The following is a 25,075-nucleotide window of genomic DNA, read 5'->3' as shown; positions in this document are numbered from 1 at the left end:
ATGGCCGAGCGGAGGATCTCCACCGCGCCCGACGTCGACGTGCTCGTCGTCGGCGCGGGCCCGGTCGGCTTGACGCTGGCCAACATGCTCGGGATGTACGGTGTGCGCGCCCGGGTGGTCGAGGAACGCCCGAGCCTCATCGACTACCCGCGCGGGGTCGGCCTGGACGACGAATCGCTGCGGACGTTCCAGGCGATCGGGTTGGCCGACCGCGTTCTGCCGCACACCACCCCCAACCAGATCATGCGGTTCGTCGACGCCCGGCGCAGGCTGCTCGCCGAGATCGCCCCCACCGACGAGCAGTTCGGCTGGCCGAAACGCAACGGATTCGTCCAGCCGCTGGTCGACGCCGAGCTGCTCGCCGGGCTGGCCCGTTACCCGCACGTCGAGGTGGCCTGGGGGACGGCCATGACCTCGTGCGCGGAGACAGGCGGACGGGTGACGGTCGAACTCGCCACCGACAGCGGGCCGTCCACCGTGACCGCGCGATACGTGGTGGGCTGCGACGGCGGGCGCAGCGCCACCCGGCGGCAAATGGGGGTCTCCTTCGAAGGCACCACCTCGCCGACGCGCTGGCTGGTGGTCGATCTCGCCTCGGATCCGCTGGGGCATCCCAACATCGAGGTCGCCGCCGATCCGGCGCGGCCGAACGTGTCGGTGTCGATCGCGCACGGCATCCGGCGCTTCGAGTTCATGATCCACGACGACGAACCCGACGAACTGGCCGAGGATCCGGCGTTCGTGGCGCGGCTGGTCGCGCCGTTCGTCCCGCATCCCGAGCGGCTCGAGGTCATCCGGCGCCGGGTCTACACGCACCATTCCCGGATCGCGGGCGCCTTCCGGCGCGGTCGCCTGCTGCTGGCAGGCGACGCCGCGCACCTGATGCCGGTGTGGCAGGGGCAGGGCTACAACAGCGGCATCAGGGACGCGGCCAACCTCGGGTGGAAACTCGCCGCCGTCGTCCGGGGGCAGGCGGGCGACGCCCTGCTCGACAGCTACGACCTGGAGCGCCGCAAGCACGCCAGGGCGATGATCGATCTCTCGACGATGGTCGGCCGGGTGATCTCGCCGACCGATCGCAAGGTGGCGGCGGTCCGCGACGCGCTGGTTCGCGCCGCGGCCGCGATTCCCCCGGTGAAACGCTATGTGCTGGGCATGCGGTTCAAGCCGATGCCGCGCTACGAGCACGGGGCGGTGGTGCACGACTGGTCCCGTTCGCCGAAGTCCTCGGTCGGCACCCTGTTCGTGCAGCCCCGGGTGGACACCAGAGACCGTGCCGACGTCCTGCTCGACGAGGTGCTCGGACCGTGGTTCGCCGTGCTGTGCTGGAACAACCGGCCCCGCGATGTGCTCGGAGCGACGGCGTTCGAACGATGGAAAGCCCTGGGAGCGCGGTTCTTCGAGGTCCGCCCGTCCGCCCAATTGCGCTGGACCGGTCACGACGACCCCGACGTCGTCGTCGTGGGCGACCGCACCGGCGCGCTGAAACGCTGGTTCGACGGCCAGCTCGACTCGGTGCTGTTCCTGCGGCCGGACCGCTGCGTGGCGGGGGCGTCCATCGCGCAACAGGCGCCGGAACTGAGCGCGGCCGTGCTCGACACGCTCGACCTGCTCCGAGGAGGAAACGATGCCGCTGGCCGTGTGCTGCGTCTCGCACAGCCCTCTTCTTGACCTGCCCGGGCCGGAACGGGAGCTGCTCGAGGACATCGAGTCGGCCCTCGACGAGGCGTCGCGGTTCGTGCGCGACTTCGACCCCGAACTGGTCGTGGTGTTCGCGCCCGACCACTACAACGGGTTCTTCTACAAGCTCATGCCGCCGTTCTGCATCGGCACGGCGGCCACCGGAGTCGGCGACTACGGCACGCACGCCGGGCCGCTGGACGTCCCCGCCGACCTGGCGGCCGAGCTGGCCGAGGCGGTGCTCGCGGCCGGTGTCGACGTCGCCGTCTCGATGACGATGGACGTCGATCACGGGACGGTCCAGCCGTTGCAGCGGCTGCTGGGCGCCGCGACCGCGCGACCGGTCGTCCCGATCTTCGTCAACTCGGTGGCCGTGCCGCTCGGTCCGCTGCATCGCGCCAGAGCGCTGGGCGCGGCCGCCGGCGCGTATCTGGCGACACTCGGCAAGCGGGTGCTGGTGCTGGGTTCGGGCGGCCTGTCCCACGACCCACCGGTGCCCGCGCTGGCCACGGCCACCGGACCCGTGCTGGAACGGATCGTGCACGGCGGGAACATGACCTCGCAACAGCGAAATGCCCGGCAGGAGAAGGTGATCGAAGCCGCCCGCGAATTCGCCGCCGGGCGCGGCGGGCTCCGGCCGCTCAACCCCGAGTGGGACGGGCGCTTCCTCGAGATCCTCGACCACGGGCGGCTCGGCGAGTTCGACGACTGGGCCAACGCGGCGATCACCGAGGCGGCGGGCAACTCCGCGCACGAGGTGCGCACCTGGGTCGCCGCCTTCGCCGCGCTGGCAAGCCAGGGGCCGTACCGGACGACGGTGCGCTACTACCGATCCGCTCCCGCGCTGATCGCCGGATTCGCCGTGCGAACCGCCCTCGCGGACGTGGGCCGGGACAACGATTCGACCGCCAGGAGGCGAGCGTGACATCCGAACCGATCGACGCACCCGCGTCCGGCACCGCGAAGTCCGGAAATCCCGGACAGTCAACGGAGTTCGACCATTCCGTCGATGTCCTGATCGTCGGCTCCGGTGGCGGCGGGCTGACCGCCGCGCTCGCCGCCGAGGCGGCCGGACTGTCCGTCCTGGTGGTCGAGAAGGCGGCCTACTACGGCGGATCGACCGCGCTGTCGGGCGGCGGCATCTGGGTGCCCGGCGCCCCGGCGCAGAAGCGCGACGGCTACGCACCCGATCCCGACGGGGTGGTGGAGTACCTGCGCGCGATCACCGAAGGCCTGGTCGGCGACGCGCGCCTGCGGGCCTATGTCGCGAAGGCGCCGCGGATGATGGAATTCCTCGAACAGCGCAGTCCGTGGCTGCGGTTCGTGTGGAAACCCGGCTACGCCGACTACTACCCGGAACTGCCCGGCGGCTCCACGCAGGGCAGCACCATCAACGTGCCGCCGATCGATCTGCGCATGCTCGGCGACGAAGAGCAGAACCTGCTGCGTCCGCTGGCCCTGGCTCCGAAGGGAATCTGGCTGGGGCCCAAGGATTTGCGGCTGTTCTACCAGGTGCGCCAGTCCTGGCGCGGCAAAGCCGTGCTGGTGAAACTGGTCTGGCGGATGTTCCGCGCCAGGGTGTTCGGTGACCGGATCGCCGCCATCGGCCAATCCCTGGTGGCCCGGCTGCGGCTCGCACTGCGGGAGCGCGACATCCCGCTCTGGCTGAACGCGCCGATGACCTCCCTGATCACCGGAGCCGACGGCGGCGTGGCCGGCGCGGTGGTCGAGCGCGACGGGCAGCCGTCGCGGATCCGGGCCGAACGCGGCGTGATCCTGGCCACCGGCGGCTTCGATCACGACATGGCCTGGCGCAAGGAGCACCAGCCGGTCGTGGACCAGGACTGGAGCTTCGGCAATCCGCAGTCCATGGGCGACGGCATCCGCGCCGGGCAGCAAGTCGGCGCGGCCACCGACCTGATGGACGAGGCGTGGTGGTTCCCGGCCATCCAATGGCCGGACGGCCGGCTGCAATTCATGCTCAACGAGCGCATGATGCCTGCCCAGTTCATCGTCAACGGCGCGGGCGAGCGGTACATCAACGAGGCCGCGCCGTATATGGATTTCGGCCACGCGATGATCGAGGGCCAGCGGTCGGGGACCACGCACATCCCGAGCTGGCTGATCACCGACGTGCGCTCCTGGCGCCGCTACGTCGTCGCCGGGCACCTGCCGTTGCCGAAGATCCCGTTCGCACCGGTGCCGACCGGCCGAAAGATCCCGCAGGCCTGGCTGGACTCGGGTGTCGTCGTGGCGGCGAACTCCTGGACGGAACTCGCGGCGAAGATCGGCGTGCCCGAGGATCGCCTGCGCGCCACCGCGAAGCGATTCGACGAACTCGCCCGCAACGGCCACGACGACGACTTCCAGCGCGGCGACAGCGTCTACGACAACTACTACGGCGACCCCACCCTGCCCAACCCCAACCTGTATCCGCTGGGCAAGCCCCCGTACTACGCGTTCCGGATCATCCTCGGCGATCTCGGCACCTCGGGCGGCCTGCGCACCGACGAGCACGCCCGGGTGCTGCGGTCCGACGGCACCGTCATCCCGGGTCTCTACGCCGTGGGCAACACCTCCGCGGCGGTCATGGGCCGCAGTTACGCGGGCGCGGGCGCCACGATCGGGCCCGCGATGACGTTCGGCTATGTCGCGGTCGAGCACCTGGCGGGTAGCGCGACGGCCGACCACACCGAATCCGCCCGCGACAACTCGACGTTCGATTCCATCGGAGGAAGTAAGTAAATGAAGATTTCCCTGTTCTACGAATTCGCGCTGCCGCGGCCGTGGGTGCCGGACGACGAGCGACTGCTCTTCAAGGAAGGTCTCGCGGAGGTGGAGGCCGCCGACAAGGCGGGGTTCTCCACCGTCTGGCTGACCGAGCACCACTTCCTCGAGGAGTACTGCCATTCCACCGCGCCGGAGATCTTCCTGGCCGCCGCCAGCCAGCGGACCGAGAACATCCGGCTCGGTTTCGGCGTCATGCACCTGCCTCCGGCGATCAACCATCCGGCCCGGGTCGCCGAACGGGTCGCCACACTCGACCTGATCTCCGATGGACGGGTGGAGTTCGGCACCGGCGAATCGTCGTCGGTGGGCGAACTCGGCGGATTCAACATCGATCCCGCCGACAAGCGCGGGCAGTGGGAGGAGGCCCTGGAGGTCGCCATCCGCTGCATGATCGAGGAGCCGTTCACCGGTTTCAAGGGCGAACACATCCAGATGCCCGCGCGCAATGTGATTCCCAAGCCGCACCAGCGCGCGCATCCCCCGGTGTGGGTGGCCTGTACCCGGCCTTCCTCGGTGCAGATGGCGGCGCGGTTGGGCGCGGGTGCGCTGAGCTTCGCCTACACCGGACCAGGGCCGCTGGCGGATCGGGTCCGCGGGTACTACCAGGAGTTCGAGGACAAGGCCGAGCCGTGGCTGCCGGTGCTCAACCCGAACATCCTGGCCATCGGCGGGGATCTGTCGATGATGGTCGCGCCCACCGACGAGCAGGCTCTCCAGCGGCTGGGACTCGGCGGCGGGTTCTTCTCCTTCGGGATCATGCACTACTACATGACCGGCCAGCACACCCCCGGTCGCACGGGTGTGTGGGACCGCTACCTCGACGCCGTCGAGGAGGACGAGACGCTGGCCTACGGGCCGGGCCGGGGCGCCATCGGATCGCCGGACACCGTACGCGAATTCCTGCGCGGTTACGAGGAGAGCGGCGTCGACGAGATCATCCTGCTGCTGAACCCGCGCAGCCACGAGGCCACCATGGAGTCCATCGAACTCATGGGCAAGCACGTGCTGCCGGAGTTCATCGAGCGCGACGAGAAGGCCGTCGCCGCGAAGGCCAAGCGCCTCGAGCCGGTCATCGAGAAGGTCGAGGCGCGGCGTAAGCCGTTGATCTCCCCGGCATTCGACGAGAACTACGCGTTCGGCGGCCTGCCCACCGGCCGAGGCGGCTCCTTCACCGCCAGCGAGATCCCCGAAGCCATGGCCGAGATCAACGAGGGCCGGGTGCAAGCCGCGCAACGCGCCAAGGAAGAAGCGCAGTGACCCCCGGCCCGTGCGGTCGTGCCGCGTTCCGCGCCGCGACCGCACGGGCGGTGTCGCCGCACCCGGCCGAGCCGGACGAGAGGGAGACAGAGCAGATGCCCGAGGTCGAACGAGCCGATGAGCTGTGGCGCTACGACGGCAAGCGGGTCGTCGTGACCGGATGCTCGTCCGGGATCGGCGCCTGCGTGGCCCGTCAGGTCAGGGCACTCGGCGGCCGCGTGACCGGTCTGGACGTGGCGGAGCCGGCCGGTGACCTCGACGAATTCCATCGAGTGGACATGGCCGACGCCGCGTCGATCGAGCGCGCCGTCGCCGCGCTCGGCGGCCGCGTCGACTCCCTGTTCAACGTCGCGGGCGTCTCCTCTGGCATCGGCGACCCCATCCGCGTGGTCACGATCAATTTCCTCGGCCTGCGGCAGTTCACCGATGCGCTGGCGCGGTCGATGGCGCCGGGAGCCACGATCGCGAGCGTGTCCTCGCTCGCGGCGGCCGGCTATCTCGAGCACCGCGAACAGGTCGGCGGATTGCTGGACACCGCGGACATGCACGCCGGAATCGCCTGGTGCGAAGCCCATCCCGACGCCGTGGCCGACGGCGGTTACCGGTTGTCGAAGGAGGCGATCATCTACTACACGATGCGTAACGCCGTCGCCCTGGGGGCGCGCGGCATCCGGATCAATTGCACGGGGCCGGGAGTGACGGAGACGCCCATCCTGGAGCAACTGCGCTCGGCCTACGGCCAGGAGTATCTCGACACCATTCCCAAGCCGCTGGGCCGGGTCTGCGAACCGGCCGAACAAGCGGCCGCCTTGCTGTTCCTCAACAGCCGGGCGGCGAGTTATGTCACCGGCCAGGTGCTCTGGGTCGACGGCGGGAACGTGGGCGCCCGGATCGCCGGTGTGGACGCGGGCTCATGACCGCCGGAACGCCGGCACTCAGCGTGAAAGGAGAAGCAGCGTGGCCGATCTGACGGAATTCCGGCGTGTCGCCGACGGTGTGCGCAATTGGGGCCGATGGGGCGCCGCCGACGAACTCGGCACGCTCAATTTCATCACCCCGGACAAGGTCACCCAGGCGGCGCGCCTGGTACGGCACGGACGGGTGTTCCCGCTCGGCGTCGACTTCGGCTCGTCCGGACCGCAGGGCGCGTTCAAGTTCCGGCACAACCCCGTGCACGTGATGACGGTGGACGGCGGCGACGCGCGAACCCTGACCGAGTACGGCCCGAAGTGGTTGCGCAACAGTGTCGGACGCGAACTCAGCGGCTTCTTCGAGGACAACCCGTTCCGCTTCAACGACGATCTGATCATCATGCCGCTACAGGCGGCGACGCAGTGGGATGCGCTCTCGCACGTCTACTACGACGACCACCTGTACAACGGTTTCCCGGCGAGCTCGGTCACCAGTCTGGGCGCGTACCACTGCGGGATCGACAAAGTCGACGGCAAGGGCATCACGACCCGCGGCGTGCTGCTGGATCTGGTCCGCCACCGCGGCGCCGACACCTTCCTCGCGGGGGGCGACCCGATCACCCCCGACGAGCTGGACGAGGTCGTCGAGGCGCAGGGCGTCGAAGTCGGACGCGGCGACATCGTGCTGATCCGCACCGGCTGGTGGGCTCGCTTCCTCGAGGCGGGCGACGGCACGGAACCGTACTCGGGCCTGGACTGGCGGTGCGCAACCTGGCTGCACGAACGGGAGATCGCGGCCGTGGCCGCGGACAACCTCATGGTCGAGGACCCGGTGTCCGGAGTGGACGGCACCTTCCTGCCGCTGCACATGCTCTGCCTGCGGGACATCGGACTGATGCTCGGCGAGTACTGGGATCTCACCGCGCTCGCGGCCGACTGCGCCGCGGACGGCGTCTACGAATTCCAGCTCATCGCACCGCCGTTGCGCGTGATCGGCGCCGTCGGATCCCCCATCAATCCGATCGCCATCAAGTAGGGATCCAGAGGAAAGCACGAGGTATCGGTCATGACCGCAGGCGCGAGAAGTGCGACCGCTCCCGAGGTGGCCGGTGACGGGCGCCCGTTCGTCGTCGGCATCGGCGGCACGCTGCGGGCGGGTTCGTCGACGGAGCAAGCGCTGCGGCACTGCCTGGCGGCCGTGGAACGCCACGGCGGGCGCACCGCGCTGTTCTGCGGCGAGGAGATCAACCTGCCGATGTACAACCCGCACGACCCGGTCCGCACCGAGCGGGCGACCGCACTGGTGGAGGCGCTGCGCGGCGCGGACGCGGTGGTGATCGGCTCGCCCGGCTACCACGGCGGCGTCTCCGGCCTGGTGAAGAACGCCCTCGACTACATCGAGGATCTGCGCGGGGACGCGACGGTGTACCTGGACAACAAACCGTGGGGCTGCATCACCTGCGCCTACGGCTGGCAGGCCGCCGTGGGAACGCTCGGACAGTTGCGGGTGATCGGTCACGCGTTGCGCGCGTGGCCGACTCCGCTCGGCGTCGCGATCAATTCCGCGGAACCGATCTGGGATGCCGAGGGCAGGCTGACCGACGAGACGGTCAGCGCTCAGCTCGAGCTGCTCGCCACGCAGGTGCTGACCTTCGCCCCGGCGGGCGGGGCCCGCGCATGACGACCTCGCCCCGGCAGGCGGCCCGGACCAGGGTGGCCGAGGCGACGGCCGCCCTCCGGGACGGGCGGATGATCCTCGTCCTCGGCGAGGCGGACGGTGGGTGCCGGGGCGACCTGGTGATGGCGGCGCAACGCATGACAGCCGAAGCGGCCAAGGCCATGACCGTCATCGGATGCGGGCTCATCCACGTATCGATGCGCTCGGCGGCGCTGGACGCGCTCGGGATACCACCGGCCGATCCGACCTCCACCGGGCCCGGCCGCGAGCTGTTCCGGGTGTCGGTGGGCCTGGCCGGAACCGAGGCGGGCGGCGTCCGTGCCTCCCACCGCGCACACACGATTCGCGCGCTCGCCGACCCGGCGAGCACGCCGAGCACGTTCACCCGGCCCGGGCACGTCTTCCCGCTCGGCTGCGCCGCCGATGGTGTGCTGTCGGTGCCCGCATCCCCGGAGGCCGCGGTCGACTTGGTCGAGCTGGCCGGAATGGCGCCCGTGGGCGTGCTGTGCGAGGTCTGCGGCGCCGACGGCGAACAGGCCGGGCGGACCGAACTGCTCGACCTCGGTCGCGAACACGGGTTGCCGGTGGTGTCGATCGATGACCTGGTCGCCTACCGCCGCCGCGAGCTGTGCCGGGTGCGCCGACGCGGCGTCGCCCGGATTCCGCTGCCGATGGGGGAGTTCCGTGCGATCGGCTTCACCGACGGACTGGATCGCGAACACGTCGCGTTCGTGCACGGCGATCCGTTGGCGGACCTCGCGCCATTGGTATGCCTGCACTTCGAATGCCTCGCCGGTGACGTCTTCGGCTCCCGGCACTGCGGATGCCGGGCCGAACTCGATCACGCACTGGATCGCATCGCGCGGTCCGGCAGCGGCGTGCTCGTCTACATCCGCGCGCGCAGCACCGCCGTGCGGGATACCTTGCGCGCTTGCCGGCCGGACGCCGAAACCCGGTGCGCACAGGCGCATTCCGCCGACTGCAGCGACGTCCGATCGGCCTTCGACATTCTCGGGGAACTCGGGTTGCGTGAAGTCCGGTTACTCGGCGACGCGGTCGAACCGGAGCGGGTGCGCATCGTCGAACGAATTGCGTTGCCGGACAGCCACCGAGGCGCGGTGACTCTCGCACCGCCGCACATCGACCGGATAGGAAGCGTCTCGTGATCGCGCAGCGCAGAACCGTCGTGGTGGACGGCTGCACAACCGCCTACCTGGAAGCGGGAGCGGGCGAACCGGTGGTGCTGCTGCACGGCGGCGAGTTCGGCGCCTGCGCCGAACTGGGCTGGGAGCACACCATCGACGCCCTCGCCTCGCGCTACCGGGTGCTGGCCCCGGACATGCTCGGCTTCGGCGGGTCGGCGAAAGTGATCGACTTCAATGACGGCCGCGGTCTGCGGATCCGGCACATCGCACGCTTCCTCGCGACCCTCGGCGTCGAGTCGGCGCACTTCGCCGGCAATTCCATGGGCGCGATCAACCTGCTCGTCGACGCGACCTCGACGGCGCCGAAGCTCCCGATGCGCAGCCTGGTGGCGATCTGCGGGGGCGGGGAGATCCAGCGCAACGAGCACATGCGAGCGCTCTACGACTACGACGCCACGCTGTCCGGGATGCGAGCCATCGTCCGGGCGCTGTTCCACGCGGAGTCGTACCCCGCCGACGAGGACTATGTGCGCAGACGATACGAATCGAGCATCGCCCCCGGTGCGTGGGAGGCGTTGGCGGCCGCGCGGTTTCGCCGCCCGGGCGCCGAGGCGCCGCCCGCCCCGTCGAGTGAGCGGGCCTACGAGCGCATCCGCGTGCCCGTCCTCCTCGTCGAAGGCGCCTGCGACAAGTTGCTGCCCGCGGGCTGGTCCGCGGACATCGCGGCGCGCATCCCGGACGGACGTTCCGTCGCCGTGGCGAATGCGGGGCACTGTCCCCAGATCGAGCAGCCCGAGGTCGTCAACGACCTGCTGCCGGCATTCCTCGGTGAGCTGACGAAAGGAAATATGGCATGACCGAGGAATTGGCGGGCAAGGTCGCCGTCGTCACCGGCGGCGCGTCGGGCATCGGCGGCGCGATCGTGGCGCGGTTCGTCGCCGAAGGCGCCCGCGTCGTGGTCGCCGACGTCGATTCCGAACGCGGCGCGGCGTCGGTGGCAGGCTACGGCGCGGCGGCGATCTTCGAGCAGATCGACGTCGCCGATCCGGAGCAGGTCGAGCGGCTCGTTGACCGCGCGGTGCGTACCTTCGGCGGACTGGACGTGATGTGCAACAATGCCGGCATCTCCGGCACGATGCACAGGAGCCTGCTGCACGACGATCTCGCCGACTTCCACCGGGTGCTCGGCGTGAACCTGCTCGGCGTCATGGCGGGCACCCGCTTCGCGGCCCGGCACATGGCCGACAACGGCGGCGGCTCGATCGTCAACGTGTCCTCGGTCGGCGGCATCCAGGCGGGCGGGGGAGTGCAGAGCTACCGGGCGTCCAAGGCGGCGGTCGTGCACTTCACCAAATCGGCGGCGATCGAGCTGGCGCGGTTCGGCATTCGCGTCAACTGCATCGCGCCCGGCAACATACCGACTTCGTTGCTCGCCTCCTCGGCGGCGACGATGTCGGCCGAGCACGGCGAGCGGTTCACCAAGGCGATGCGCGAGTCCATGGCGGCCGACCGACCGCTGCCGCGCGAGGGCACGCCCGAGGATGTCGCGGAGGTCGCCGTGTATTTCGGCAGCGACCGATCGGGGTACGTCACCGGCACGATGTTGCCGGTGGACGGCGGCACGGTCGCGGGTAAACCCCTGAAACCGCGCAAGAAGCCGGCGGAGCAGTCCGTCGCGGCGGGTCCGCGATGACCCGCCGCACCGGAGTTCTCGTCGTCGGAGCCTCGGCCGCGGGCCTGGCCACCGTGGAGGCGCTGCGGCGGGGCGGGTACCGCGACCGCATCACACTGCTGGGCGCCGAGCCGCACCTGCCCTACGACCGCCCGCCGCTGTCCAAGCAGATCCTCTCCGGCGCGTGGCGGCCCGAGCGCACTCTCCTGCGTGCGCCGCGCCTGCTGGCCGAACTCGACATCGACGTCGTCCTCGGTTCGCCTGCCCTCGCCCTGGACGCCGCCACCCGCACCGTGCACACGGCGACCGGCGCGGTGACGGCCGAGAACATCGTGATCGCCACGGGAGCGCGACCGCGAAGGCTTCCCGCGCCGCCCGGACTACGCGGCGTCCACGTACTGCGCACGCTCGACGACGCGCTCACGCTGCGCGACGACCTGGCAGCCCGTTCGCGTGTGGTCGTGGTGGGCGAGGGTGTGCTCGGCGCGGAAATCGCCGCCACCGCACGGCAGTCCGGCCACGACGTCACGATGACGGGTCCGCAGCGCGCCCCGATGGCGGCGCAGCTCGGCGTTCCGGCGGCGGACCGGCTCGCCGATCTGCACACCGGCAACGGAGTCCGCCTGCGGCTCGGCGTCGGCGTCTCCGGTCTCACCGACCGCGACGGCGAAGTCACCGGCGTCGTCCTGGAGACGTCCGAGACGTTGCCCGCGGACCTGGTGGTGGTCGCGATCGGGGCGGTGCCCGCCACCGAGTGGCTGGTCGGCAGCGGGCTCTCCCTCGCCGGCGGTGTGGTCTGCGATGCGTGCTGCCGCGCCGCCGACGGCATTTACGCCGTCGGCGACGTCGCCCGGTGGCACCATCCCGCGCTGCGGACCACCCTCCGGTTGGAGAACCGCACGAACGCGACCGAACAAGCAGGGGTGGTTGCGGCGAACATCCTCGGCGCCGAGCGGGCGTATCAGCCGATTCCGTACTTCTGGAGCGATCAATTCGGCACCAAGATCCAGGTGTACGGGACGATCACGGCCGACGCGCGGGCCACGATCGTCGACGGCGACCCGGACGACGGCCGGTTCGTCGCGCGCTTCGAGCGAGGCGGGGGCATCACCGCGGTGCTGGGCTGGAACATGCCCAAACAGGCCAGGATCCAGCGGCAGCAGGTGGCCGACGCGCACGCCCTGCTCGCCTCGCCCCCGACCCCCGCTCACTCCCCGTAGGAAAGAAGGGTCCCGATGAAAGTGACTGTCGACCAAGTCAAATGCGTCGCGGCCGGGCATTGCGTCATGCACGCGGCCGACGTGTTCGATCAGCGAGACGAGGACGGCATCGTCGTCCTGCTCGACGAGAACCCGCCGCACGAACTCGCCGAGGACGTGCGCCAGGCCGCGGCGGTCTGCCCGGCCATGGCCATCCACATCGAGGAATGAACCGGCATCCCGCGGTTCTGCCGAACCCGATCACCCAGGAGTGAACAGTGTCCGAAGCATTGACCGATACGACCACCGCCGCCACGGAGGTTCCCGACTATCCCATGCCCAGGTCGGCCGGATGCCCGTTCGCGCCGCCGCCCGAGGCGTTGCGGCTGGGCCGGGGCAAGCCGCTCAACCGCGTCCGCATCTGGGACGGCAGCACCCCCTGGCTGGTCACCGGATACGCCGAATTCAAGACCCTGATGTCGGATCCGAGGGTCAGCGTGGACGATCATCGGCCCGGCTTCCCGCACTGGAACGAGGGCATGGCGGCGATCGTGGACAGCAGGCCGAAGTCGCTGTTCACCACCGACGGCGAGGAGCACAGCCGGTACCGGCGGATGCTCACCAAGCCGTTCACCTTCAAGCGGGTGGAAGCGCTGCGGCCGGTCATCCAGCAGATCACCGACGAGCACATCGACCGGCTGCTGGCCGGGCCACAGCCCGCCGACCTGGTCGAGGCGCTGGCGCTGCCGGTGCCGACGCTGATGATCAGCGAGATGCTCGGCGTGCCCTACGAGGACCACGAGTTCTTCCAGAAGCACGCCACCGTCAACGTCGACCGGTACGCGACCAAGGAGCAGGCCGCCGAGGGGCGCGCGGGACTGGCGCGCTATCTGGTCGACCTGGTGAAGAAGAAGCTGGAAAGCCCCGCCGAGGACGTGGTTTCCGATATCGCGGAGCGGGTCCGCGCCGGGGAGATCGATATGAAGGAGGCCGCGCAGCTGGGGACCGGCCTGCTGATCGCGGGCCACGAGACGAGCGCCAACATGATCTCGCTCGGAGCCCTGGCCCTGATGCGCAACCCCGATCAGTTCGCCCTGTTGCGCGATACCGACGATCCGAAGATCGTCGTCAGCGCGGTCGAGGAGCTGTTGCGGTACCTCAGCATCATTCAGAACGGACAGCGGCGCGTCGCGATCGAGGACATCGAGATCGCGGGGGAGACCGTCCGGGCCGGAGACGGCCTGATCTTCGACCTCGCACCGGCCAACTGGGACGAAAAGGCATGGGAGCAACCCGATCGGCTGGATCTGCGCAGGCCCGCCGGTCAGCACCTGGGGTTCGGTTTCGGCCCGCACCAGTGCGTCGGGCAGCAGCTCGCCCGGGCCGAACTACAGATCGTCTTCCGGACGCTGGTTCGGCGCGTTCCCACGCTGCGCTTGGCGATTCCGTTCGAGGAAGTCCAGTTCAAGCACGACCGGCTCGCCTACGGGTTGTACGAGCTGCCGGTGAGCTGGTAGGGCGTCGAGCCGAATGCGCTCGGCCGCAAGATTTCCGGACGAGCCCTGCGAATGTCGATCTCCAAGAAAGAGAAGAGGCGAACCCCTGTGACCATCAGCGCGGCCCGCGACGTCTACTACGACCCGTACGACGTCGATCTCAATGCCGATCCCTATCCGATGTTCAAACGGCTCCGCGAGGACATGCCGCTGTACTACAACGAGAAGCACGACTTCTACGCGGTCAGTCGCCACGCGGATGTCAACGCGGCGTTGCTGGACAAGGACACCTACAGCTCCGCGCGCGGTGCGATCATCGAACTGATCAAAGCGAACATCGAGATTCCCTCCGGCGTGCTGATCTTCGAGGATCCGCCGATCCACGACATCCACCGCAGCCTGCTGTCGCGCATGTTCACCCCGCGCAAGATCCGCGCGCTGGAGGACAAGATCCGTGAATTCTGCGCGCGCAGTCTCGATCCGCACGTCGGTACCGGACGGCTGGACTTCATCGCCGACATCGGCGCGCAGATGCCGATGCGCACCATCGGCATGCTGCTCGGCATCCCGGAGGAGGATCAGGAGGCCATCCGCGATTTCGCGAACGAGCAGATGCGGACCGAGGAGGGCAAGCCGATGAAGGCCGCCTCCGAGGGCATGGCCGGCGGCGACATCTTCGCCGCCTACATCGACTGGCGGGCCGAGCATCCCTCCGATGACATCATGACCGAGTTGCTCAACGTCGAATTCGAGGACGAGACCGGCGCCGTGCGCAAGCTGCGCCGCGAGGAGTTGCTCACGTACGTGAACGTGGTCTCCGGCGCGGGCAACGAGACCACGACCCGGCTGATCGGCTGGGCGGGCAAGGTTCTCGCGGAGCATCCGGACCAGCGCCGCGAGCTCGTGGCGAACCCGCGGTTGATTCCGAACGCCATCGAAGAGCTGCTGCGCTTCGAACCACCCGCGCCGCATGTGGCGCGGTATGTGACCCGCGATGTCGAGGTGCACGGCCGGACCGTGCCGGAGGGCAGCGCCATGATGATGCTCATCGGCGCGGCCAACCGGGACCACCGGCAATTCCCGCCGGACGGCGATGTTTTCGACATCCACCGCGACACCCGCCAGCACCTCTCCTTCAGCGTCGGCACGCACTACTGCCTCGGATCGGCGCTGGCTCGCCTGGAGGGACGGGTCGCGCTCGAGGAAATCCTCGCGCGATTCCCGGAGTGGGAGGTGGACCTGGCGAACGCGAAGCTGTCGCCCACCTCGACCGTCCGCGGCTGGGAAACGTTGCCCGCGTTCACCTCCTGAACCGGTTCCGGTGCCGCGCGTGGCGGATGCGGGGGCACCCACAGCGATTCCGCGGGCGCCCGGGTGATGGAGGGGAGACCCGGACCGAAGATCAGCGAGCCGGCCGCGGTTGCCGCGGGACTCGGGTTCGCTCCCGCGGTACCGGTTCCGGCTCGCAGTCGGTGATGCCGCACGCCGCGCACGGCCGCTTCGCGACGGTGGGTGTCCTCCGCGCCGCATTCACCGCGCGACGGCGGGAAAGCCTCCGATGACGTCGTCGGCCTCCAGCGCGCGGATCTCCGTCTCGCTCAGGCCGAGGGCGGTGAGCAGTTCCGTGTTGTGCTCGCCGAGCAGGGGCGCGTGCGTCCGGTGGTAGCGCCGCGGACCGGCCGAGGACCGGAACGGCACCGTGCTGTGCCCGGCCGTCCGGGCGACGGGGTGGGCGACGGGCTCGAAGAAGTCACGGAACCGCAGCTGGGGCAGTTCGGTCTGCCGATGCGGCTGCATGACGTTCGCGACCGGGACACCGGCGTTCCAGAGGACGCGCACGATCTCGTCGCTGTCGCGCTGCGCGCACCATTCGGCGAGCCGCTCGTCGATCAGGTCGTGCCTGCGGCGGCGCCCCGGTGCGGAGGAGAGTTCGGGATCCAAGGCCCAGAACGGGGTGCCGAGCGCTTCGCGCAATCGCCGCCACTGCGCGTCGGTGGCGACCGCGATCGCCACCCAGCAATCCTCCCGACCGAATTCGTCCACTCCCGCCGCTCGATAGAGATTCTGTGGCGCCGCGCAGGGGCCGCGGTTGCCGTCCCGCTCCAGCAGCGCGCCGTAGGCCGAGTATTCGATCACTTGCTCGGCGGCCACGTTGAGCGCGGCCTCGACCATAGCGGCCTCCACCAGCACTCCCTGACCGGTGCGCCGCCGGTGTTCCAAGGCCAGCAGCAGGGCGTTGAGCGCGTGCACGCCCGCATTGGGATCACCGATGGCGTAGGGCTCCACGGGGTTCTGGTCCGGGTAACCGGTCAGCCAGGTCAACCCGGACGTGTCCTCGATGACGTAAGCGAAGGCGGGATTGTCGCGCCAGGGACCGTCGAGGCCGAATCCCGGCATCCGGACCATGATCGTGTCCGGGCGCCGTTCCCGCACGGCCGGATAGTCCAAGCCGATCTGTTCCAGGACGCGCGGCGTGTAGTTCTCGACGAGCACATCGCACGTGGCGGCCAGCCGCTTCAGCAGATCCCGCCCTCGCTCGGAACGGAAGTCCAGCGTGAGGCTCTTCTTGCCGGTGTTGAGTCCGGAGAAGATCGGGGACTTCTCCCACCATCGCTCTTCGGTCGGCGGCACGCCCGCGATGAGGCGGGTGCCGTCGGGTCGCCCGGCCGACTCCACATGGATGACCTCCGCGCCGAGCATGGCGAGGTAATGGGTGCACGACGGTCCTGCCCAGAACGTCGTGAGATCCAGGACGCGCAGTTCGCGGAACGGCAACGGATCCGGCACGCCGACACGGGCCACGCTCGCGCGCTCGCGGCGCCGGGCTCGGTACTGCTCGGTGTGCTCGCCGAGCCGGGGAGCGGGTTGCGGGTCGCGCAGCAGCGTGGGCCGGGTGCGGTACGGCGGACCGGGCTGGACGAAGCCGTCCCGGGGGTTGACCGTGAAGAACTTGCGCGCCACATGATGATCCATGGTGGGCGCGTCGGCCCCGTTGACCACGGGACCGTTGGGAATGCGGAAGGCCGTCGCCAGGTCGCGGATCACCTCGGCGGGCTGCTCGGCCATCCAGGCGAAGATCTCCGGCGCTTTCTCGTTGGCCCGCTGGGTGATCGCGGGGTTGGGGTCTTCCTCGATCCACTCCGGATGCCCCACCATCGCGCACAGGTCGAACCATTGCTGCGCGGTGCCGCAGCCCACCGCCACCAAGCCGTCGGCGGCGGTCGCGACCCCGGGCACGCTGCGCCGTCGTTCCGTGCGGAACGGCCGTCCGAGGGCGTCGAAGAACGAGACCGGGAAATAGGTGAGCCCGAGGATCTGGGTTTCCAGCACGGACAGGTCGACCAGTTCGCCGGCACCGGTTCCGAGCGTGCGCAGCCGCGAGGTCATGGTGGCCGCGCAGGCGTAGGCGCCGGCGAACCACTCACCGATCCGGCCGCCCACGTGCACCGGAGCGCGGTCCGGCGCACCCCGGCCGAGCCCGACGATGCCGCCGGACCAGGCCTGCAGGGTGAACTCGGTGGCCGGGCGATCGTGCCACGGCCCGTCGAGACCGAAGGGGGTGATCGCGGTGACCACCAGGTGCCGGTGCGTGCGCCGCAGCGCGGCGGCGGTGAACCGCGGATGCTCGGTGAGGCGCGACCCCCGCGACCACACCACGATGTCGGCCGAGGCCAGCAGACCGTCGACGAGTTCCAGATCGGCGGGCGCGCCCGGGTCGGCCACCACACTCTTCTTCGAACAGGCCAGGAAAGCGAACAGCGCGCCGTCGGCGCCGGGGGCGAGTTCGGCGTGCGAGGCCGACCAGCGCCGCAGCGGATCCCCCTCCGGCGCTTCGATTTTGACTACCTCCGCGCCGCCGTCGGCCAGTAGTTTGGTGCAATACGCACCGGCGATCCCGGAGGAGAGGTCGACCACCACGCATCCGCGCAATGGCGGCTCGACAGGGCGTTCGGCGCTGCTTGCGGATTTCTGCGATGCCATGACCCTCACCGTTCCGATCCCCGGCGCGCGGCGGACTCAGACCTGCTTCTCACGACCCGACTTGCTGAGCCGGAACTCCGGCGGGAACTGCGCGTCGTTGTCCTTGACCGAGTTGTTGAGCCCGCCCTCGAAGGCGTTGTCCAGCATGAGTTCGTCGTCGTCGGCGTGGATGTGGCCGCCCATCGACTCGAAGAACCCGCTCAGCAAGCTGCCCATGTACTCGCCTTGGTGCTGCTTCATCACCTCGAAGAAGACCTTCTGCATGAAGACCGTGTCGGTGGGGCGGTTGCGCGCACAGGCCCGCGCGTACTTCTCGGTCTCGGCTTCGAGTTCCGCCCGGGGCACGACCTTGTTCAGGAAGTTGCACTCGTACATCTCCCGTGCCGTGAACGGCCGGCCGGTGAAGACCATCTCCTGGAACCGGCGCAGGCCCATGGTCTGCGCCCATGTCCACATCCGCGGTCCCCAGCCGTAGTACCGGAAGGACGGGTGACCGAAGAGGGCGTCGTCGGAGGAGATCACCAGGTCGGCGTCGGCGGCCTGGTAGAAGTGCCAGCCGTAGCAGTAGCCCTTCACCTCCAGGATGCTGATCTTCTTGAACTCCTGCAGGCTGCGGCAACCGGCTTGGGCATTGGCGTACCACTGGCTGATCGTGGCGCCGTGCCGGAAGGACTCCTTGGGGGGATACCGCACCTCGTCCTCGCCGATCTTGTACTCGCTCAACCGCGGACCCTGGGTCGGCGCGTTCTGCACCGCCATGAACTCGGGGAGGTCGGCGCCGGTGCCCAGATCGTCGCCCGCGCCGCGCACGACGAGCACCTTCACCTCGTCGTCGACGTTCGCGCGGTGCAACAGATCGGCGTAGCGCAGGCGCGCCGCGATGGTGGGCGCGTTGAGATGGTCGGCCCGGTCGAACGTGATGGTCGCGATCCGGCTCGCGGGGTCCTTCTCGTAGCGGATGATCTCCTCCGCCGAGGGCTGCTCGGTACCGGGCATGGGCGGGCTCCTTTGCCGAATTCGAAATGTGTCCGGAACCTCTTGCCGGACACGGTTGTTCGGTGCTCCGGCGGTTCCGGAGCGCCGAACCCTAGTGCTCCCAGTGCGGAGCGACGGTGAGCACCTCGGCGCCGTCCTCGGTGATCAGCACCGCGTCGCGTCCGAACACCGCCCCGACCCCCGATTCCCACACGTACGCGGTGACGGCCAGCACCATGCCCGGTTCCAGGCGTTCGGCCTCGGCACTCGCCCGCAGCTGGGAGGTCACCACCGGCGGATCGAAACCCATGCCGAGTCCACGCGCGACCGGCATCGGCGGCAGCGGTTCGCCCGCGATCTCGTAGGCAGCGAGCAGATCCGTGCCTGCCGATCCGGGACGGCAGGCCTCGATCAGGCGCGCCCACAACCCGTCCCAGCGCCGGTACAGCTTGCGGACGCCGTCGTCGCCTTCCCCGCCGACCGGCCAGGTGCGGCCCACCTCGCCGATGTAGCCCTCGCCGAGGACACCGGAGGAGAAGGCCACCAGATCGCCCGCTCGCACGCGCCGGTCCGCGCCCGCCCGGCGCCACGGGTGCTCCCGTGAGGTCACCCAGGCCGAGTCCTGCGACGCGGGGGTGCTGACGCCACCGGCGGTCATCGCTTCCAGCAGCGCACCGATCAGCGCCTGTTCGGTGACCTCCGGCGCGAGCCGGGCCACCGCAGCGGACAAGCCGGTCTCGGCGATCCGGAGCGTCCCGCGCAGGACCTCCACCTCGTGGGCGGTCTTGATCCGGCGCGCGGCGCGCATCGCGAGCTCACCGTCCACCAATTCGGCGCCGGGGAAGGCGGTCGGCAGCAGTTTCGCGAAGGTGGGCGACAGCGCGTCGGTGCCGACCCGCCGCGCGGTGGCGGCTCCCTCGATGTCGCGCAGCACGGCGATGGTGTTCACCGGGTTCCACGCGATGCCGTACAGGTGCTCGTGCGGGATGTCGTCGGGCACGCCTTCGTCCCAGGTGCTCAGCAGATGCACCGCGCGCGTCCGGCGCACCACTGTCGCCACCGGACCGAACGGGCGGGTGCCCGCGACCCACAGTTGCGGTGTGCCCGACACGTAGCGGGCGTTGGCCTGACGTCCGAGAACGAGGACGTCCAGATCATGGGCTTCCATCTGTGCCAGGGCACGATCGCGCCGCCCATGTCGCAGGGCGCGATCGTCCGGCACGACCTCAGTGGCCATAGGGGGCATAGGGATAGTCGGTGAGGGCCGTCCAGCCCTCCTCGGTGATCACGATGATTTCCTCGCTTCGGTAGCCGCCGGTGCCGTCCTCCCAGACGACCGGCTCCAGAACCAGCACCATGTTGGGTTCGAACACGAAGTTTTCGTCGAACTCGTCGCCGAGATCGGTGCCGATCATCGGCATCTCGGCGGCGCTCACGCCGATTCCGTGTCCCAGGTAGAAATGCGGCAGCCACGGCTTGGCGCCGCCGTTGGCGGCGATCGCCGCCCGGGCGAGGTCGGCCGCAGTGGCGCCGGCCCGGGTCACGTCCAGCACCGCGGTGAGGATCTCCCGCCAGCGCTCGAACTGCCGCTGCCGGCGTGCGCCGGGCTCGGTGCCCACCGTCCAGGTGCGGCCGAAATCGGAGCAGTAGCCGCCGTAGGTGATGCTGACATCGGTCCAGAGCACGTCGCCCGCGGCCAGTTCTCGCTCGGTGGTCAGCAGCGGGAGGGCGAGATCGCCGTGCGTGGTCCAGACGCCGTCGGCCTTGGTCTCCGGCATGACCTGCCAGATGGCGTCGAGCATGGTGGCGGTGGCGCCCAGCTCGAAGGCCCGGCGCACGAAGCTCGCCGACAGGTCGATCTGCCTGCGCCCGGGCGCAAGCGCCGCCTGTACGTCGACCATGGCCTGCTCGGTGATCCGGCACGCGGTGCGGATGCAGGCGATCTCGTCGGGCGTCTTGATCAGTTTCGCGGCGCCGATCACGGTGGCGGCGTCCGGCGGAGGGCCGCCGGGGAACAGCGCGGACCGCGCGCGCAGCATGGCGCCGGTGCACTCGTCCACCGCGATGGCCGACCCGGCCGGAACCAGATCGGCGATCAGCCGCGCGAAAGCCGCCACGCCTTCGTCGAATTCGAGGTAGACGGGTCCGTGCAGGTGATCGGCGGGAAGATCCGACTCCGCCGAGGCTCCCTCCCGGAAGGGCAGGAACAGGTGCGGCCACGGATCGCCCGCCACGACCACGGCGACGGGCCGCTCGACGTGGGCGAGCCCGGCGTCGCCGAGCGGCCAGTTCGCCCCGGTCGAATACGCGACGTTGCTGTTGTTCAGCAGGATCAGGGCGTCGACGCCCTGCTCGGCCATGGCGGATCGCAGCCGCGCTCCGGTGTCGCGCCGCATGCGGGCGCGATCCGGTACCTCGGGGATCTCGACGGACGAGGTGGCCGCGGCGGGGGACGACGTCATGACAGACCCAGGAATTCCGCCACGTTGCCGCTGACGATCCGGGCGGCGTCCTCCGCGCCGACGGCCTGCACGACGGCTTCCAGAGACTTCTCCGAGTAACCGAAGGTGCTCTCGTTGTGCGGGTAGTCCGACGACCACATGACCCGGTCGCGGCCGATGTGGTCGATCAGCGACAGGCCGAGCGGGTCCACCATGAACGACGCGCGCATGTGGTTGTCCCAGTAGTGGCGCACGTCGTGCTCGACCGGGCGATCGAGCATGTGCTGGAAGGAGGCCAGCATGTGCTCGGCGTCCTGGATCGCCGAAGGCACCCAGTTCACCCCGCCCTCGAACCAGCCGATGCTGAGACCGGGATGCCGGTCGATGATGCCGCTGAAGATGTACTTGGAGAACAGCTCACGGAACGGGGCGACGTTGTGCATCATGCCGACCGCGACACTGTTCACCTCGCAGGGGCTCGACAGCGGCGACTCACCGATGTGGTGGGAGACCGGAACACCGGACTCCTCGATCGCGTCCCACACCGGGATCATCGCGGTGCTCGCGTAGTCGATGACGTTGCCCTCGTCGTCCTTGCCCGCCGACAGCGGCAGCAGGAAAGTCCTGAGTCCCAGCGACTTCAGTTCCGCGAGGGTGCGGCGCGCGCCGTCGGCGTCCCACCAATTGATCAGCCCGACGCCGTAGAAGGTGCCGCCGGACTGCTCCTGCAACTCCGCGATGTAGGCGTTGTACACCCGGAAGCAGAGCTCTCGAATCTCCTTGTCCGGGTAGAACAGCAGCGCGAGCAGGGCGTTGGGGAACGCGAGTTCCTTGGCGATGCCGTCGGCGCGCAGATCGGCGATGCGTGCGTCCAGGTTGGCGCTGCCGGATCCGTCCAGCGGGTCGTACTGCATCAGCACGTGGCTGAAGTCGCCGGGCAGGAACGACCTGCCCTTGCGGCCCAGCTGGTAGGCGCCGTCCTCGTACCACACGCGCGGGGCGCGGTCCTTCAGCGATTCCGGGAATCGCTCGTAGAAGATGTCGTGCGCCAGCGAGATGTGGTTGTCCGCCGAGAAGACCTCGGTGCCGGGCGGAAGGCCCACCGAACCCTCGGCGTGGCCGCGGCGGTCCTTCGGCGGACCGAATCCGCCGGGCGGGTACAACGAGGCACTGCTGGTCGGAACCGACATCTTGACCCTCCCATGGATCTGTTCGCTGCACGGGACCGCGGTCACGTCGGCGGGCTGGCGATCGCGGACTTCGGCGGCGGCGTACTGGACCGCGGCCGCGGATCCGCCCGGCTTCGGTGGCCGGGCTCGCGACGACCCGCGCGGCGGCGATCCTGCTCGGATCGCTGCGGCTCCGTCGTGGGAATGACGTTATCACAATCAGAGAAGGAGACATACAGATTCTGTTGCCACGCCCCCAGGAATTATGGTCTCAGCAGCGAGAATGTAATTATCGCTCCACGGCGGTGAGAAAGGCGTGGGTCGGACGATGCGCCCCGGGTTGGCGAAGCTTGCCGCTGTCGGGATCGAGCTCCAGCGCGGCGAGAGAGGGGCGTTTCCAGACCGTCCGGAACGGTCGTGAGACCCTTGTCACATCGGCAAAACCAACCTACTGTGTGTTCACTAGGTTTGATCGAAACAGGGATTCCCGTGACCACTCCTCGTCCATATGCCTCCCTGCTGGCCAAGGGTGAAGACCGCAGGCAGCGCATCCTCGCCGTCGCTCAGCGACTGCTCACCCGAAACGGTTGGCGCAGTACGACGCTGGCGCAGATCGCCCGCGAAGCCGGCGTGAGTCCGGCCGGACTGCTGCACCATTTCTCGTCCAAGGAGCAACTCCTGCACGCCGTGCTCGATGCCCGCGACGCCGACGACGCCCGCGAAGCCGACGTGACCGGAGACCTGTTCTCGGAGATCCGCAAGGTCGCCGACCGTATCCAGCGCTCACCGGAACTGGTGGGCACCTTCGTAGTACTGCTGGTGGAGAACCTGCTGCCCGAGGCTCCACTGCACGAGCGACTGCTCGACCGTTGGAAGGTGGCCGTCGGCATCGTCGCCGACGTGATCCGTCGCAACCAGGAGATCGGACGGTTCCGGCCCGATTTCGATCCTGACATCCGGGCCGTGGAAATCGTCGCTTTCATCAATGGAATGGAGATCTCATGGATGCTCGACCACTCGATCCCGCTGGCCGAGGTGTTCCACGAGTACACCAGGTCACTGGCCCGCGACTTCGCGCCGGATGGGGAACGATGAGATACCGGCTCGACGTCGTCGCGACCAGCGTCGTCGATGTCGTCGAACACGCGGGCGGCTGGCTGTTCGACCGCTCCGTCGCCGGATGGGACGTCACGGTGCTCGTCGCCGACCTGTCGGATACGCGGCCGCTGCGCATCCTCGGCGCGGAGGTGCTGGAACTCGAGCAGGTGCTCGCCTCACGGGGGCAGGGGCGTCAGCCGCACGCGCTCGCGGTCGCCGCCGACGTCTGCGAATGTGATCGCCGGGCGCGCCGGGGGCTGTTGAAGGCCCTGGATGACGGTGGCGTTGAGGTGGTGGTCTGGGGTGAGGGCTGGCCGTCGCCGCCGGAGCATCGGGTCGATCCGGTGCTGCACCGGCTCAGTGTGGCCGCGCAGGCGTTCAAAGCCCAGGCGCTGACCGCGGCGGCGGTTCCGGCCGACTCGGTCGGGACCACCGAGGTCTTCCGCAGTGGGCTGTCGGCGTTCCCCCCGATCGGCGCCGACCTCAGTCCCGTCGGCTGACCCCCGCTCCGTCTCGAAACCGCTTCGCGCACAGCTGATCCCGTACGTTTGCGCACTCCCGGTTCTCTGTGCCGCGGTCGTCTGCCCCGCTGCCCGTAGAGCCGCCTGCTCCCCCGGTAGGGCGCGTCATGGGAAGGGGCCCGCGCCCCGGACCACTTCCTCCGCGTATTGAATTCTCATATGAGGTGTGTCACCGTGTGCATATATGAGAATGGCATTTTCCACCACCGAGAGGGTGATTAATGCAATCCGAGGCCGATACGACGCGGAGGCGTCGCCGCCTGCTACCGGCACACGAGGTGCGTAGCACGATCACTCGGGCTGCGGCGGGTCCGATGCAGGCCGTCGGAGGGCTGTTCGCCATGTCGGCGGACGCGGTGCGGTTCTTGTTCCGAAGACCGTTCCAGACCAGGGAATTCCTCGAGCAGTCGTGGTTCATCGTGCGCGTCTCGCTGGTGCCGACGCTGCTCGTGGCGATCCCGTTCACGGTGCTGGTGAGCTTCACGCTCAACATCCTGCTGCGCGAACTCGGCGCCGCGGATCTCAGCGGCGCGGGCGCCGCGTTCGGCGCGGTGACCCAGGTGGGTCCGATGGTCACGGTGCTGATCGTCGCCGGGTCCGGCGCGACGGCGATGTGCGCCGACCTCGGCTCGCGCACCATCCGCGAGGAGATCGCGGCGATGCAGGTGCTGGGCATCGATCCGGTGCAACGACTCGTGACGCCTCGGATGCTGGCCTCCGGCCTGGTGGCGTTCCTGCTGAACAACCTGGTGTGCATCATCGGCGTGATCGGGGGTTACGTGTTCTCCGTCTACGTCCAGGACGTGAATCCGGGCGCTTTCGCCGCGGGGATCACGCTGCTCACCGGGGTCGATGAGGTGATCATCTCCTCGGTCAAGGCCCTGCTGTTCGGTCTGGTGGCCGGTCTCGTCGCCTGCTACCGGGGCTTGATCGTGACCGGCGGGGCGAAGGCCGTCGGCAACGCGGTCAACGAGACCGTGGTCTACGCCTTCATGTCCCTGTTCGTGATCAATGTCGTCGTCACGGCGATCGGCATCCAGATGACCGTGCGATGAAGGAGCG

General features: G+C 69.3%; 22 protein-coding genes. 17 read left to right on the top strand and 5 right to left on the bottom strand.

The annotated features are described in order from the left end of the window. From ON29_RS00355 to ON29_RS00290, 14 genes are all read left to right on the top strand, one after another. On the top strand, positions 1 to 1,671 hold the full coding sequence (locus tag ON29_RS00355) for a bifunctional 3-(3-hydroxy-phenyl)propionate/3-hydroxycinnamic acid hydroxylase (protein WP_040864061.1): 1,671 nt from the start codon (positions 1 to 3) through the stop codon (positions 1,669 to 1,671). Continuing rightward, the gene (locus ON29_RS00350) at positions 1,628 to 2,605 is read left to right on the top strand and encodes a 3-carboxyethylcatechol 2,3-dioxygenase (RefSeq protein WP_051174727.1); all 978 of its coding nucleotides are present in this window, start codon (positions 1,628 to 1,630) and stop codon (positions 2,603 to 2,605) included. Before ON29_RS00355 ends, ON29_RS00350 begins: the two co-directional genes overlap by 44 nt. A gap of 11 nt (positions 2,606 to 2,616) precedes the next feature. Further along, a complete protein-coding gene (locus ON29_RS00345; protein WP_051174738.1) occupies positions 2,617 to 4,425 on the top strand; it encodes an FAD-binding protein in 1,809 nt (602 codons plus the stop codon). After that, positions 4,426 to 5,727, top strand: a complete 1,302-nt coding sequence (locus ON29_RS00340) for an LLM class flavin-dependent oxidoreductase (protein WP_040864060.1) — start codon at positions 4,426 to 4,428, stop codon at positions 5,725 to 5,727. Between the two features lie 95 nt (positions 5,728 to 5,822). Next, positions 5,823 to 6,644 carry a coniferyl-alcohol dehydrogenase gene (locus ON29_RS00335; protein WP_040864111.1) on the top strand — a complete coding sequence of 274 codons (822 nt, stop codon included), beginning with the start codon at positions 5,823 to 5,825 and terminating at the stop codon, positions 6,642 to 6,644. Positions 6,645 to 6,684: 40 nt separating this feature from the next. Next, positions 6,685 to 7,674 carry a cyclase family protein gene (locus tag ON29_RS00330; protein ID WP_040864059.1) on the top strand — a complete coding sequence of 330 codons (990 nt, stop codon included), beginning with the start codon at positions 6,685 to 6,687 and terminating at the stop codon, positions 7,672 to 7,674. A gap of 30 nt (positions 7,675 to 7,704) precedes the next feature. Then, positions 7,705 to 8,319, top strand: a complete 615-nt coding sequence (locus tag ON29_RS00325) for an NADPH-dependent FMN reductase (protein WP_051174726.1) — start codon at positions 7,705 to 7,707, stop codon at positions 8,317 to 8,319. Beyond that, the gene (locus ON29_RS00320; RefSeq protein WP_051174725.1) at positions 8,316 to 9,482 is read left to right on the top strand and encodes a 3,4-dihydroxy-2-butanone-4-phosphate synthase; all 1,167 of its coding nucleotides are present in this window, start codon (positions 8,316 to 8,318) and stop codon (positions 9,480 to 9,482) included. Before ON29_RS00325 ends, ON29_RS00320 begins: the two co-directional genes overlap by 4 nt. Further along, positions 9,482 to 10,318, top strand: a complete 837-nt coding sequence (locus ON29_RS00315) for an alpha/beta fold hydrolase (protein WP_373283833.1) — start codon at positions 9,482 to 9,484, stop codon at positions 10,316 to 10,318. The genes ON29_RS00320 and ON29_RS00315 overlap by 1 nt, the downstream gene beginning before the upstream one ends. Next, a complete protein-coding gene (locus ON29_RS00310) occupies positions 10,315 to 11,154 on the top strand; it encodes an SDR family NAD(P)-dependent oxidoreductase (RefSeq protein ID WP_040864057.1) in 840 nt (279 codons plus the stop codon). Before ON29_RS00315 ends, ON29_RS00310 begins: the two co-directional genes overlap by 4 nt. Further along, entirely contained in the window at positions 11,151 to 12,353 is a 1,203-nt protein-coding gene (locus ON29_RS00305; protein WP_040864056.1) for an NAD(P)/FAD-dependent oxidoreductase, read from the top strand. Before ON29_RS00310 ends, ON29_RS00305 begins: the two co-directional genes overlap by 4 nt. A 15-nt stretch (positions 12,354 to 12,368) precedes the next feature. Next, entirely contained in the window at positions 12,369 to 12,563 is a 195-nt protein-coding gene (locus ON29_RS00300; RefSeq protein ID WP_040864055.1) for a ferredoxin, read from the top strand. A 47-nt stretch (positions 12,564 to 12,610) separates the two neighbouring features. Further along, on the top strand, positions 12,611 to 13,849 hold the full coding sequence (locus ON29_RS00295) for a cytochrome P450 (protein ID WP_040864054.1): 1,239 nt from the start codon (positions 12,611 to 12,613) through the stop codon (positions 13,847 to 13,849). A gap of 87 nt (positions 13,850 to 13,936) precedes the next feature. After that, positions 13,937 to 15,139 carry a cytochrome P450 gene (locus ON29_RS00290; protein ID WP_040864053.1) on the top strand — a complete coding sequence of 401 codons (1,203 nt, stop codon included), beginning with the start codon at positions 13,937 to 13,939 and terminating at the stop codon, positions 15,137 to 15,139. Positions 15,140 to 15,358: 219 nt separating this feature from the next. On the opposite strand, the gene ON29_RS00285 is transcribed toward ON29_RS00290, so the two are convergent. The 5 genes from ON29_RS00285 to ON29_RS00265 form a co-directional block, all read right to left on the bottom strand. Then, positions 15,359 to 17,809, bottom strand: a complete 2,451-nt coding sequence (locus ON29_RS00285) for a CaiB/BaiF CoA-transferase family protein (protein ID WP_051174724.1) — start codon at positions 17,807 to 17,809, stop codon at positions 15,359 to 15,361. Between the two features lie 36 nt (positions 17,810 to 17,845). Continuing rightward, a complete protein-coding gene (locus ON29_RS00280; protein ID WP_040864052.1) occupies positions 17,846 to 18,805 on the bottom strand; it encodes an enoyl-CoA hydratase/isomerase family protein in 960 nt (319 codons plus the stop codon). Positions 18,806 to 18,896: 91 nt separating this feature from the next. Then, positions 18,897 to 20,021, bottom strand: a complete 1,125-nt coding sequence (locus ON29_RS00275) for a M24 family metallopeptidase (RefSeq protein ID WP_040864051.1) — start codon at positions 20,019 to 20,021, stop codon at positions 18,897 to 18,899. Beyond that, positions 20,011 to 21,246 (bottom strand): M24 family metallopeptidase, encoded by a 1,236-nt coding sequence (locus ON29_RS00270; RefSeq protein ID WP_040864050.1) that lies wholly within the window; start codon positions 21,244 to 21,246, stop codon positions 20,011 to 20,013. Before ON29_RS00270 ends, ON29_RS00275 begins: the two co-directional genes overlap by 11 nt. Continuing rightward, positions 21,243 to 22,415 carry an amidohydrolase family protein gene (locus tag ON29_RS00265; RefSeq protein WP_040864107.1) on the bottom strand — a complete coding sequence of 391 codons (1,173 nt, stop codon included), beginning with the start codon at positions 22,413 to 22,415 and terminating at the stop codon, positions 21,243 to 21,245. Before ON29_RS00265 ends, ON29_RS00270 begins: the two co-directional genes overlap by 4 nt. A 468-nt stretch (positions 22,416 to 22,883) precedes the next feature. Here ON29_RS00265 and ON29_RS00260 point away from each other — a divergent pair, with 468 nt between their 5' ends. The 3 genes from ON29_RS00260 to ON29_RS00250 all read left to right on the top strand — a co-directional run bounded on the left by ON29_RS00260 (position 22,884) and on the right by ON29_RS00250 (position 25,068). Further along, the gene (locus tag ON29_RS00260; RefSeq protein ID WP_373283832.1) at positions 22,884 to 23,489 is read left to right on the top strand and encodes a TetR/AcrR family transcriptional regulator; all 606 of its coding nucleotides are present in this window, start codon (positions 22,884 to 22,886) and stop codon (positions 23,487 to 23,489) included. Continuing rightward, a complete protein-coding gene (locus tag ON29_RS00255; protein ID WP_040864049.1) occupies positions 23,486 to 23,992 on the top strand; it encodes a hypothetical protein in 507 nt (168 codons plus the stop codon). The genes ON29_RS00260 and ON29_RS00255 overlap by 4 nt, the downstream gene beginning before the upstream one ends. A gap of 335 nt (positions 23,993 to 24,327) precedes the next feature. Then, positions 24,328 to 25,068: an MlaE family ABC transporter permease gene (locus ON29_RS00250; protein ID WP_217999058.1), complete on the top strand. Its 741-nt coding sequence runs from the start codon at positions 24,328 to 24,330 to the stop codon at positions 25,066 to 25,068. The last annotated feature ends 7 nt before the right edge of the window (positions 25,069 to 25,075 follow it).

It is taken from the genome of Nocardia exalbida NBRC 100660 (genome assembly GCF_000308575.1).
In the GTDB taxonomy this organism is placed as follows: domain Bacteria; phylum Actinomycetota; class Actinomycetes; order Mycobacteriales; family Mycobacteriaceae; genus Nocardia; species Nocardia exalbida.
Note: the sequence above shows the minus strand (reverse complement) of the source record. Positions and strands in the feature narration are given on the sequence as shown.